Source organism: Enterococcus pallens ATCC BAA-351 (assembly GCF_000407485.1).
In the GTDB taxonomy this organism is placed as follows: Bacteria; Bacillota; Bacilli; order Lactobacillales; family Enterococcaceae; genus Enterococcus_A; species Enterococcus_A pallens.
The window spans coordinates 468945-481924 of record NZ_ASWD01000003.1 but is presented as its reverse complement, the minus strand read 5'-3'; the positions used below and the strand labels follow the sequence as shown (position 1 = coordinate 481924).

Annotated in this window: 13 protein-coding genes; all 13 read left to right on the top strand. The window is 33.9% G+C overall.

The annotated features are described in order from the left end of the window. Positions 1 to 18: 18 nt before the first annotated feature. The 13 genes from I588_RS14855 to I588_RS14795 all read left to right on the top strand — a co-directional run bounded on the left by I588_RS14855 (position 19) and on the right by I588_RS14795 (position 12768). Complete coding sequence (locus tag I588_RS14855; RefSeq protein ID WP_010759577.1) at positions 19 to 1554, top strand: lipopolysaccharide biosynthesis protein; 1536 nt, start codon at positions 19 to 21, stop codon at positions 1552 to 1554. Between the two features lie 5 nt (positions 1555 to 1559). Then, entirely contained in the window at positions 1560 to 2702 is a 1143-nt protein-coding gene (locus I588_RS14850; RefSeq protein ID WP_034694409.1) for a glycosyltransferase, read from the top strand. After that, complete coding sequence (locus I588_RS14845) at positions 2699 to 4069, top strand: O-antigen ligase family protein (RefSeq protein ID WP_034694407.1); 1371 nt, start codon at positions 2699 to 2701, stop codon at positions 4067 to 4069. Before I588_RS14850 ends, I588_RS14845 begins: the two co-directional genes overlap by 4 nt. After that, on the top strand, positions 4062 to 5018 hold the full coding sequence (locus tag I588_RS14840) for an NAD-dependent epimerase/dehydratase family protein (protein ID WP_010759574.1): 957 nt from the start codon (positions 4062 to 4064) through the stop codon (positions 5016 to 5018). Before I588_RS14845 ends, I588_RS14840 begins: the two co-directional genes overlap by 8 nt. Positions 5019 to 5117: 99 nt before the next feature. After that, positions 5118 to 6074 (top strand): glycosyltransferase family 2 protein, encoded by a 957-nt coding sequence (locus I588_RS14835; protein ID WP_010759573.1) that lies wholly within the window; start codon positions 5118 to 5120, stop codon positions 6072 to 6074. A gap of 91 nt (positions 6075 to 6165) precedes the next feature. Beyond that, positions 6166 to 7617, top strand: a complete 1452-nt coding sequence (gene mltG / locus I588_RS14830) for an endolytic transglycosylase MltG (RefSeq protein WP_010759572.1) — start codon at positions 6166 to 6168, stop codon at positions 7615 to 7617. A 104-nt stretch (positions 7618 to 7721) separates the two neighbouring features. Then, positions 7722 to 8195: a transcription elongation factor GreA gene (greA, locus tag I588_RS14825; RefSeq protein WP_010759571.1), complete on the top strand. Its 474-nt coding sequence runs from the start codon at positions 7722 to 7724 to the stop codon at positions 8193 to 8195. Between the two features lie 142 nt (positions 8196 to 8337). After that, on the top strand, positions 8338 to 9060 hold the full coding sequence (gene liaF / locus I588_RS14820; protein WP_010759570.1) for a cell wall-active antibiotics response protein LiaF: 723 nt from the start codon (positions 8338 to 8340) through the stop codon (positions 9058 to 9060). Continuing rightward, a complete protein-coding gene (locus tag I588_RS14815; protein WP_010759569.1) occupies positions 9057 to 10142 on the top strand; it encodes a sensor histidine kinase in 1086 nt (361 codons plus the stop codon). The genes liaF and I588_RS14815 overlap by 4 nt, the downstream gene beginning before the upstream one ends. After that, complete coding sequence (locus tag I588_RS14810) at positions 10117 to 10749, top strand: response regulator transcription factor (RefSeq protein ID WP_010759568.1); 633 nt, start codon at positions 10117 to 10119, stop codon at positions 10747 to 10749. Before I588_RS14815 ends, I588_RS14810 begins: the two co-directional genes overlap by 26 nt. A gap of 106 nt (positions 10750 to 10855) precedes the next feature. After that, a complete protein-coding gene (locus tag I588_RS14805; protein WP_010759567.1) occupies positions 10856 to 11521 on the top strand; it encodes a potassium channel family protein in 666 nt (221 codons plus the stop codon). Between the two features lie 12 nt (positions 11522 to 11533). Next, entirely contained in the window at positions 11534 to 11827 is a 294-nt protein-coding gene (locus I588_RS14800; protein ID WP_034694404.1) for a HesB/YadR/YfhF family protein, read from the top strand. 11 nt (positions 11828 to 11838) lie between these two features. Then, on the top strand, positions 11839 to 12768 hold the full coding sequence (locus I588_RS14795; RefSeq protein WP_010759565.1) for a glycosyltransferase family 2 protein: 930 nt from the start codon (positions 11839 to 11841) through the stop codon (positions 12766 to 12768). The last annotated feature ends 212 nt before the right edge of the window (positions 12769 to 12980 follow it).

The window sequence follows — 12980 nt, the reverse complement described above, 5'->3', positions numbered from 1 at the left end:
ATGGAGTTTTGCTCAATTATGAAGAAAAGCCGATTGGAATATTCTATTATAAATTCCTCAGTATCTATGTTAGTATATATTTTCCGACTAATAATACAATTCGTTAGCAGAAGTTTTTTTATCCACTTTTTAGGTGCTAAATATCTTGGATTGAATGGCCTTTTTACAAATATCTTAAGTTTTTTGTCGTTAGCGGAGTTAGGAATAGGAACCTCTATAATATATTCTTTGTACAAACCACTATCCCAAAGCGATCAACCTAAAATAAGTGCTTTAATGAATCTTTACAAAAAAGCTTATGAACGTATCGGTTTATTTGTAGGCCTTTTGGGCTTGATTTTAATCCCATTTTTGCACTTTTTAATTAACGATAATATTGAGATAAGTAAAGTATATACATACTATATACTTTTTTTATTAAATTCATCTATCAGTTATTTCTTTACCTATAAACGTTCTTTAATAATTGCAGATCAAAAAAACTACATAAATTCAATAAATGATTTGTTTTTTTTGCTTGTTATGAATGTATTGCAAGTGGTTTCACTATATTTTTATTCAAGTTTTACATTGTTTCTAATTATTCAAATTTTTGCAACTTTTATTTCTAATCTTAGTATTTCTCGTATAGTTGATAAAAGATATCCTTATCTAAAAAACACCCAGACTAGTAAGCTAGATTCTGAAACGCGGGAGGAAATTAAGAAAAATATTATCGGAAATGTATCCTCAAAAATTGGTGGAGTTATTGTTATGGGGACCGATAATATACTAATTTCAAGTTTTGTTAGTCTAACTGCAGTGGGAATTTATTCAAATTATTCTTTAATTACGGTGAGTATTCAAAATCTTTGCAAGCAGGTAACCAATTCTGTTACTGCGAGTATTGGAAATTTTGCAACTTCTGCTAATAAGGATAAAGCATATGGATTATTTAAGAAACATTTTTTTATTAATCATTCTCTAGTATATTTCACTACAATTGTTTTAGTATCGACCATTAATCCGTTTATAGATTTATGGGTTGGTAGTGATTACATTCTCAGCGGGTTTACAACCTCCCTAATCTGTTTAAATTATTCTATTCAAGTTTATAGAAATACTGGATTTGTTTTTATAGAATCTTTTGGGTTGTATTGGTTTCAAAGAAAAAAACCTATACTTGAGGCGGGGCTAAATTTATTTATTTCACTTCTCTTATTGATTGTATTTGACTTAGGGATAAATGGTGTATTAATTGGCACAATAGTGTCTTCGCTCGGTTTTGTAATCTGGTATGAAGCTTATGTTATATACAAGCATGTTTTTGAAAAAAATTTTCTTGATTTTGTAGTTCTATTCTTAAGGTATTTTTTCGAATTAATTTTTTCAGTTATTATTACTGTAACTGTTGGAAGGGGGATTGCACAAAATTTTTCTGGATTAATAGGACTATTTTTTAATGGGACTATAGGCTTCACAATTTCTTTGTTAATTTATTTTATATTGTATAGAAACAGAGAAGAGTTTCGCTTTATAATCTCAATTTATTCTAGAATAAAAAAAAGGATGTGATTTCTTTGAATATTGGAATAGTAAGTCCTTCTTTTAATTATGGAGGAGCGAATATGGTAGCTGCAACAATAGGAAAAGAGTTAGAAAAGGACTATAATGTGCTTTTTATACCATATCAAGATGATACTAATTACTTTGATGTTGCAGAAGAAAGTTTGATATCGATTCTCGAAAAAAAAGGGACAATTAGTAGCAATATAGTGAAAATTAAAAAGGGTATCGAGCTAGTGCTAAATAATAGAAACTTTACTCCTAAAAAGTATGTAAAAAAAGAGATTGCTAATCTCAAAAAGATCATTGCTGATAAAAATTTAGAAATTTTAATATTTAACTCGGCTATTACTACCGTATTATTTTGTGAGGAAGTAAAATTAGCGTTTCCTGAATTAAAGGTGATATCTTGGATGCATGAAGATACTGACTATAGTTTTAATGAAATAACTAAAAACTATCAAGTACCTTTCTTTAGAAGTTTAAAGGCTACTGATCAGATAATTTGTTTAACAGAGAAAGCAGCAGAAGTATATTCTAAAATAAATAAGAATACTACTATTATCCATAACCCTATGATTCTAAAGGAAAAAGGTGTATCAAACTTATCCACAAGAGTAATTTCATTTACTTCAAGATTAGATGTACATGTGAAGGGGTTAGACTATCTTTTAGACGTAGCTAAAGATCTACCTGATGGGTGGAAAGTCAGAATAGCTGGACAGGGTACCCAAAAAGAAGAAAAAGATTTTTTAGAATTGATTAGAAAAAATAATGTTAACAGTAAGATTGACTATGTGGGGCCATTAGCGGGAAAAAACTTGGCAAACCACTATATAGAAAGCTCTATTTTCCTTTCAACTTCCAGAACAGAAGCCTTACCATTAGTTATGATCGAAGCAATGTCTTTTGGATTGCCAATAGTTAGTTTTGATCATGGAGGGGCTCAAGAGCTATTAAAGAGTGACATGATTGGTGTATTAGTTCCAAGTTTTGATACTAAAGAAATGTCTCGACAAATAAATACATTAATTACAGACAAAAATCTAAGTATTAATTTTCAAAAAAGAGCTTTATTGAAGGCAAAAGAATTTGACCTAGATTCGATAATAATCAAATGGAGAGAAATATTAGATGGAAAGAAGTGTGGCAATTGATAAGTAACGAAAAGTTTATTAGGGTCAAAGAAATATATTTACAATGTTTACTAATGGGTCTTGTTTTAAGAGCAATTAATTTTGTAAGCCTGTTACCCTCTAAGTACGATGGAGCTGTTTTCACTGTATTAGCTGCAGCTGGCAGCATCATCTTGTTTATAGACTTAATAAAGAATTTATTAAATAGGAAATTTCCTTACGATAAAATGTTAGTCTTTTTCGTACTTGTAATCATTTTGTCTACTGTGATGAATAGGCGGTATGGAATGATTCCAAATCTAAAACTAGTTGTCTGGAGTGCAATTTATTACTTTTTAGCCTATCAGTTTGGCAAAGATTTTTATAAGAATGCTTCTTTTTTTAAGAAAATAAGCTTAACTTTGATTTGTTCATGGTTTTTACTAGTTATTTCGTCTTTAGTTATGTTTTTTTTGAATTTCGGATATGAAAAGTTTTATTCTCCTAGAGATCGCATAAGAATTGGTTTTTTAGAATCAAGACTTTTTGGTGTATTTGGAGACCCTAATTACGCAGCTACTGCTTCGGTAGTCATTATAATCCTCAGCGTATACTATTTTATTCAAAGTGATAATAAATTATCTAAATTATTTTTAAGTAGTAATATCTTTCTACAATACTTGTACATTGTACTTAGTGGTTCAAGAACTGCTGAGGTTATTGCTTATGTTTCAATAGCTATAACGATAAGTCTACTCATTTTTAACTTAAAGCGCTTCGAGAGCTGGTCATTTCTTTATAAGTTAGTTTTATCTGTGATTTCAATTGTATTAACAGTCTTTATAGTTCATGTTTTTATAGATTTAACTAAATTTTTTTTCACAGAACTTTTAGAATTGTTGAAATCTCGGATCAGCGATAACAATTTGGCAAGAAATTCACAAGCTAACTCCAGTCTAATTAGAAAAGATGTGGCTGAGAGTAATGATGTTTCGAATCTGAGATTTTCCATTTGGAGAAGTGCATTAGAAATTTTTAGTACTAGTTGGATTTATGGGGTCTCTCCTAAAAACTTAATTCCATATGCAAGAGAATATCTTCCTAACGGTTTCATAGCTCAAAATGGTTTTATAGCTCACAACTCCTATATCAATGTATTAGTGTCTACTGGTGTTTTAGGAGCAGTTTCTTTTTTTGGATTTTGCTTTAAAAATCTTTTTCAAATAGTTAAAAATATTAATTGGCTGAAATTAAAGATTGACGATTTTAATTTTCCATATTTTTTAGTTGTACTATCCTATGCAGTTTTTGGATTATTTAATAGTGAATTTGTTTTAGAACATACTTTAGGCAGTTTAGTATTTTGGTTATTCTTAGGAAGATTAATGGGGAGAGTGAAAAATGACTAATTCTAATTTTTTAATAACAGGTGGAGCAGGTTTTATTGGTTCAACGCTTACTAATCAAGCTTGTCAGTCTAATAATGTTGTAGTAGTTGATGACTTATCCATGGGAAAAAAAGAAAATATTAATTTTAATAAGAATATCACTTTTATTGAAGGAAGTGTTACAGATCAAGGGTTGATGGAGAAGATTTTATCTGAAAATAAATTTGACTACATCGTTCACTTAGCTGCTATAGCAAGTGTAGCGGATTCTGTAGAACGCCCGGTCGAAACTCATCAAGTGAATTTCGAGAGTGTATTAATGTTGCTCGAATTAATTCGCAAGCATCAAAAGAATCTAAAACGTTTAGTGTTTAGTTCATCTGCAGCAGTCTATGGTGATGAGCCAACTCTTCCTAAAAGAGAAGAATCTGTTATTCGTCCTTTAACTCCTTATGCGGTTGATAAATTTGCTGCAGAGCAATATGTATTAAATTACAATCACTTGTACGGTATTCCAACAAGTGCGGTTCGTTTTTTTAATGTTTACGGACCAAATCAAAATCCTGAATCTCCATATAGTGGTGTGATTTCTATTTTAGTAAATTGTTATAAAAAGCTATTAAGGGGTGAATCAGTAGAATTTTCTCTTTTTGGCGATGGATCTCAATCCAGAGATTTTGTGTATGTAGATGATGTAATTCAGGCATTATTGCTGATCGCAGAAAAAGAAGAAACTTTAGGAAAACAATACAATGTTGGTACGGGAAGATCGATTACTTTAAATGAATTAATTCAGGTTATTGATAAATCGTTAGGAGTGAAGTTACCCGTTGCTTATAAACCGGAAAGATCTGGAGATATCAAAGATTCTGTAGCCGATATTTCAAGACTCCTATCAATTGGTTTTGAACGTAATTATAGTATTCAATCTGGAATGAAAAATTATCTCAAATCTGAAAATTTGATTTAAGGCCTGTTTTGTTTCAGGCTTTTTTCTATTCTTATGGATAATTTTAAGATTTTCCTGTATCCTTAGTACAATGTGAAATGTTTTAAAGGAGAAAAGTAAATGACTGAAAAAATAGCAGTACTAATTCCTTGCTATAACGAAGCTCTAACCATAAAAAAAGTAATCAACGATTTCCAAAAAGAACTTCCCAATGCAGACATCTATGTCTATGACAATAACTCTACTGATGACACTTACCAGATTGCTTTAAACGAAGGTGTAATCGTCCGTAAAGAACCTCGTCAAGGGAAAGGCAACGTGATTCGCCAGATGTTTTTTGATATTGATGCAGATTACTATTTAATGGTGGATGGTGATGATACATATCCAGCTGAGTCTGCTCATGAGCTTTTAAAGGCGCTGAGAGAAGGTAGGGCAGATATGGTGATTGGTGACCGATTATCTAATGGCACCTACTTTGAGGAGAATAAGCGTGCTTTTCATGATGTGGGCAATAATCTAGTAAAAAATACTATCAACCAATTATATAAAGCAAATATCAAAGATGTTATGACTGGCTATCGTGGATTTAACAAATTGTTTGTTAAAAGTTTTCCTGTAATGAGTTCAGGTTTCCAAATTGAAACTGAGTTTACTATTCATGCATTAGACAAGCGTTTTAAACTTGTTGAGATTCCTATCGATTATCGTGATCGTCCTGAAGGCAGTGAATCAAAACTGAATACTGTTTCTGATGGGATTAAGGTATTGCTTACGATTGTTAAGATGTGTAAAGATTACAAGCCGATGTTATTCTTTTCGATTTTTACTGTATTTTTCTTTTTACTAGGCTTAATCACTGGTATTCCAGTGATTTCTGAGTTTATTAAAACAGGCTTCATCACCAAATTACCATCTTCAGTTCTAGCTACTGGTTTGATGACGCTCGCCCTTTTGTTGCTGATTACTGGTTTGATACTTGATACAGTGGTTACAAACGCTAAAAAGGATTACGAATTGAATCTTTACCATGTATACAATGAAATTTCTTACAAGAGAGATACTACAAAAGTGTAAAATTTATTACGAAACATCGAATACCATTTCACTCCTCCAAACTTTCATGTATAATATACAAAGTTATGACATGAAGTAAGGGGGAGTTGTTTTGTCTGACGTGCAGAACACACACTCAGAAGAAGGTTCTTTTAAAGAACAGATTATGCGTGCGTTAGAAGAAAATCGGCAAAAACGTGAGACTGAACAGGGCGAAGAGTCTATCCAAAAGATTGAACGACCGTATGCTCCTAAACAAGAACCGATTATTAAAGAAAAAAAGCAACCTTCTACAAAAAAGGAAGCTTCGACTAATTCTAAAAAGATAGAAGAGCAAGCAGCAGTTCCAGCTATTATCGAAGAGGTTGATGAACCGACTATTTTTGAAAAGCTAAGTGATAAAATCGAAGAGATTCGTCAAATAGATTATGACGAATACGAAGAAGAGTTAAGCGAGGAGAGCAATTTGAAGCGAGCAGAACGTAGAAAAGAAGATCGAGTCGTTCGAAAGATCGTCTATGTTTTGACTGTTGCGATATTGATTATTGCTGGAATTTTGGCTATTTCCGGATATAATTATGTCAGTGCAGGTTTAAAACCGTTAGATACTAATGATAAAAAATTGGTGCAAGTAGAAATCCCTAGTGGATCATCAAATCGACAGATTGGTGAAATTTTAGAAAAAGATGACGTTATTCGTGATGGGTTAGTTTTTAATTTCTATACTAAATTTAAAAACTTGACGAACTTTCAGGCTGGTTATTATCAGTTCTCGCCTAATATGACATTAGATCAAATCGGCAAGGAGCTGCAGCAAGGTGGAAGTGATGTGCCTTTAGATGATGCGTCTAAACTGACAATCCCTGAAGGTTATGATGTTGACCAGATTGGAACCCTAGTTGCTAAGAAAACCGACTTTAGTAAAGAAGACTTCTTGAAATTGATGAATGATGATGCATTCTTCAACCAATTAAAGGAACAATATCCAGATTTATTAACTGACGCAGGAAGTGCTGAAGGAGTTAAGTATCGTTTAGAAGGATATTTATTCCCTGCTACGTATAATGTTTTGAAAACTAATAATTTGCAAGAATTGGTTACTCAAATGGTTGATGCGACTAATCAAGTAATGGCACCTTACTACAGTCGGATTAAAGAAAAGGGAATGACTGTACAAGAAGTTATGACATTGGCTTCCTTGGTTGAGAAGGAAGGAGTAACAACAGAGGATCGTAAAAAAATTGCTCAAGTGTTCTTCAATCGTATTGATGAAGGCATGCCGTTGCAATCGGATATCTCAATCCTTTATGCATTGGGAGAGCATAAAGAAGTTGTTTCTTATAAGGACACAGAAATTGATTCTCCGTATAATTTATATGTAAATACAGGTTATGGTCCAGGGCCTTTTGATAGCCCAAGTCAAGACGCAATCTTGGCTGTACTGGAACCAACCGCCAATGATTATTACTATTTTGTAGCAGACATTTCAACCGGAAAAGTGTATTATGCTAAAACGTATGATGAGCACATGGAATTAGTTGAAAAATATGTTAATAAAGATTAGCTAGACTAATTTACAAATAAGCAATTACGTGGTAATCTTTTGTGGATCAACTCTACAAAGGATTACCTTTCGTAATTTATTTAGAATGAAGGAGCAATAGAATTATGGTAGAAAAAGTTTATCCTATGACTCATGAGGGAAAAGAAAAATTAGAGCAAGAATTGGAAGAATTGAAAACGGTAAAACGTGGTGAGATTATCGAGCGCATTAAAATTGCTCGCAGCTTTGGTGATTTGTCTGAAAACTCGGAGTACGAATCAGCTAAAGATGAGCAAGCATTTGTAGAAGGGCGTATCAGCACACTTGAAAATATGATTCGTTTTGCACAAATCATTGATAATGATAATGTGGCTTCTGATGAAATTTCTATTGGCAAAACTGTTACGTTCGTAGAACAACCTGATGGAGATGAAGAAGAGTATACAATTGTCGGTAAAGCAGAAGCTGATCCATTTTCAGGAAAAATTTCTAATGATTCACCAATCGCTCAAGCAGTAATTGGGAAGAAAGTTGGAGATGTTGTTTCCATCACTACTCCTGGCGGCGATATGAAAGTGAAAATTACAAAAGTAGTATAACTCGTTATTCATGTTTGAATGACTGAATAGTAAGCTTCGCGAACTAATTTCGTGAAGCTTTTCTTATGTCCTACTAAAGTCCGATAGTATTAGAAATGAAAAACAAGTAAAATGAGGTATAAACAATTCAGGGGGAAATATTGTGAGAAGTCCGTGGCGTTTTTTTATCATTATTGAAGCATTGCTTGCAGTTTTTCTACTGTGGCAGGTTTCATCAAATCCACCGGTATTGATTATGGTGGTATTTGGGATTTTAAATATCTACTGGGGATTGCGCAAAAATCGTCGACGGAAGTTTCAGCTTATTTTGGGTTCGTTGATTTTAGTAATATGCTTGGTGAATAGTCCTGCAACTTGGTTAATGCTGATTTTTGCGATTTTATTTCTTGGCTTAAAGGGAGTAGAAATTGCAGGAGTTTCTTTTCCAAGCTATTCCTTTAAAAATAAAAAGCAGATGATTATTGTCTCAACAGAAAACCCAACTGAACATCAAGGTGAAAAAAAGAAGCAGTCTTGGTTTGGCAATGAGCGGATTGGTAGTCAGGTCTTTGAATGGGATGACATCAATGTGGATCTTATTGCGGGGGATACGATAGTAGATTTAGGGAATACCTTGCTTCCTAAAGAGGATAGTGTAGTAATTATCCGGAAGGTTTTTGGTCGAACGCGTATACTGGTCCCTTATGGGGTAGGAATTTTATTTGAACACGCTACTTTTTATGGAAAAGTCCATTTTGAAGATGAAGAAATTACTTTGAAAAATGAATCGTTAAAACTGTATAGTGATGATTACGACGATAGCCCGAGAAGAATAAAACTAATCACCAATTCTTTATTAGGCGATGTTGAGGTGATTCGGGTATGATAAATAAGCTTTCACGAGGTCACTTGGCATTTTATTCAGGGCTGACAACTTTTTTGTTGTTAATTACGACGTTGTACATGTATATGTATGCGATTGGCAAGAAAAATTTGATTGGGCAGCTGATAACTGCTAGAATTTTTTATATTCCGATGATTATTCATCTGTTTATGATTGCTTTTACGCTTGGAATTGTTGTCTATTTTTTAATTACGTTTTTGCAAAAACAGCAGTTTAATAAGATTGAGGAGAAACTGCAATATTTATCTTCAGGGAATTATGATCATCCTATTTTAGATGCTGCAATGTCTCAGACGAAGGATTTATTATTAATCAATGATGATATTAAAAAGATTCAGCAGAAATTGGTTAGTATGTCGCGAGAGCTGCAGCAGTTAAGCAGTCAACCACAGTTAGTAGATGGTACGACTAAGGAAAAAATCTTAGAAGAAGAACGGCACCGCTTAGCTAGAGAACTGCATGATTCGGTGTCTCAGCAGTTGTTTGCGGCTATGATGATGATGTCTGCGTTAAATGAACAGTCCCAGCATTCTGAGGAACTAGAACCTTATAAAAAGCAATTAGCAATGGTAGCAGATATAATCAATGCCGCGCAGTCTGAAATGCGTGCCTTGTTGTTGCATTTGAGACCGGTTAGTTTGGAAGGTAAGAGTTTACGTCAAGGAATTGAGCAATTATTAAAGGAGTTACAGACGAAAATCCAAATTCGTTTGAAGTGGGATGTCCAGGATATTCAAGTATCCTCTTCAATTGAAGATCAATTATTTCGTGTAGTTCAGGAGTTGCTTTCTAATACGCTGCGACATGCTAAGGCGAATGAGTTGGAAGTATACTTAAAAATTATTGGACAGAATATCAGCTTACGTGTAATTGATGACGGAGTAGGATTTGAAACAGATGACGAGCATGCGGGAAGTTATGGTTTAAGAAATATTCGTGAGCGGATCGCGGGTGTTGGTGGTACAACAAAAATTATTAGTTTTAAAGGACAAGGAACAAGTATTGAGATTAAAGTTCCTTTAGTGAAGGAGGCAAAACATGATACGAGTGTTGTTGGTGGATGATCATGAAATGGTTCGCTTAGGTGTTTCTTCTTATTTATCTATTCAAAGCGATATTGAAGTAGTTGGTGAAGCTGAAAATGGCGAAGAAGGTTACGATAAGGCGCTAGAATTAAGACCAGATGTCATTTTAATGGATTTGGTGATGGAAGTAATGGATGGCATTGAATCGACCAAAAAGATCTTAAATGATTGGCCAGAGGCTAAGATTTTGATTGTAACAAGCTTTATTGACGATGAGAAGGTTTATCCAGCAATTGAAGCTGGGGCTTCTGGATACTTGCTTAAAACATCAACTGCCCACGAAATCGCGGATGCTATTAGAGCAACATACAAGGGTGAGCGGGTTTTAGAGCCAGAAGTAACTACTAAAATGATGGAGCAGCTGTCTAATCGGAATCGACACGTTCTTCATGAAGAATTGACCAATCGGGAGCAGGAAATCTTATTATTAATTGCCCAAGGTATGAGTAATCAAGAAATTGCTGACGAACTATTTATTACATTGAAAACAGTCAAAACGCATGTATCAAATATTTTGGCGAAATTAGAAGTAGAAGATCGTACGCAGGCAGCAATCTATGCCTTCAAACACGGGTTAATAAAATAGAGGAGTTCCTCTGTTTTATTAACCCTCTCTTTGTTATACTGGGAAAAGTGAAGAGATGACTCTTGAATTATAAAATACAGAAATTTGAAATTTAAGGAGATAGAACATGAAACAAAGTTTTGTAATTGTCGGTCTTGGTCGTTTTGGTGGCAGTATTTGCCGGACTTTAGTAGAATCAGGTCAAGAGGTATTGGCAATTGACAGCAATGAAGACCGCGTCAATGAGTACATGAACATTGCTACTCATGCAGTAGTTGCCAATGCTCAAGATGAAATGACGCTGCGTTCGTTAGGAATTCGCAATTTTGACCACGTGATAGTAGCAATCGGTGAGGATATTCAGGCGAGTATATTAGTTACTTTGATGTGTAAAGAGATGGGTGTACCTAATATATTGGCAAAAGCTCAAAATGAATACCATGCAAGAGTTTTAGAGAAAATCGGAGCAGATAGAGTAGTCCATCCTGAAAGAGATATGGGCTATCGGATTGCTCACAATTTAGTTTCTAAAAATATTTTGGATTATTTGGAGCTTTCTGCAGAGTATTCTTTAGCAGAAGTGGTAGTAACTAACAGGAAGTTTTATGGAAAAACTCTTCAAGAACTAGATTTTCGTCAAAAATTTGGTTTAAACGTAGTTGCTATTCGCCGGAATAATGATGAGCCGATTGTATCTCCACCTGCTGAAGAAATCGTACAGCAAAATGATCACTTGGTTGTAATCGGACTAAACGAAGACGTCGATTATCTTGACGAGAAAATGAATGGATAGGAGTCTGACATGATGAAATTAACAGTTACACCAGCTGCACAAAAATGGTTCAAAGAGGAAATTGTGGTAAGTGAGGGACAAGGAATCAAATTTTATGGGAAAGTCTATGGGAAAACGCAAGTACATGATGGATTTTCTGTTGGAATGTCGGTGGATACACCTGAAAAACCATTGATTACTGAAAAGGTAGATGGTATGCTATTCTTTGTGGAAGAAGCGGATGAATGGTTCTTCAAGAGATATAACTTAATCGTGGATTATGATAGTGATCTGGACGAACCGAAATATGAGTTTAGTGAAGTTTAGAGGTGAATAAAATGTTATCAATTATTGTTCCTTGCTTTAATGAAGAGGAAGCGATTCCTCTTTTTTTTGCGGAGATGGAAAAAATTCAGTCACTGACTGGGAAAAAGTTTGAATATATTTTTGTGGATGACGGCTCAAAGGATAATAGCTTAAAAGCTATAAAAAAATTGGCATCAATAAAAGACTCCAAAGTGAGATACATTTCATTTTCTCGTAACTTTGGAAAAGAAGCCGCATTATACGCTGGGTTGCAAGCAGCTAATGGTGATTTAGTAACTGTTATGGATGTTGACTTACAGGATCCTCCTGAATTGTTACCGCAAATGATTCAAATGATTGAATCCTCTGATATAGATTGTGTTGGGACCAGACGTGCTGATCGCAAGGGGGAGCCACCTATTAGAAGCTTCTTTGCAAAAAGATTCTATCATTTGATAAATAAGATTAGCGACACCTATATGGTTGATGGTGCTCGAGATTATCGATTAATGACCAGACAGATGGTTGATGCAGTTTTGGAGGTAACAGAATACAATCGGTTCTCTAAAGGGATATTTAGTTGGGTTGGTTTTAAAACCGAATATATATCATTCGATAATCGTGAACGTGCTGCCGGAGAGACATCCTGGTCATTTTGGAAATTGTTTAATTATTCTATTGATGGTATTATCAATTTCTCAGACGCGCCTTTGAATATTGCTTCATTTGTAGGAGCTTTGTCGTGTGTAGGGTCTGGAATTGCATTATTTTTCATTATTTTCCGAGCACTTATATTTGGTGATCCGACATCGGGATGGCCATCAATGGTATCGATTTTGCTTTTTATTGGTGGATTGCAGCTTTTATCATTGGGGATTATTGGGAAATATATTGGAAAGATTTTTTTGGAGACGAAGAAGAGACCAATTTATATTGTAAAAGAAACTGAACAAAGCGAATAATTTAATTAGCTATTGTTTTTATCTATATTGTAATGTCAGCTTTTTCGGAGAGTATTTTTTATAGTGCGAAAGAACGTTATAAGGCTTAAAATCTAGTTTTTTTAAATATTTAAAAGAATAATTTTTAAGTTTTTACTCTTACAACCAAATGAACAAACAGATGAGGTTGTATCATGTTTTTTTATAAAGGTATTGGTAAATACGATTTAAAT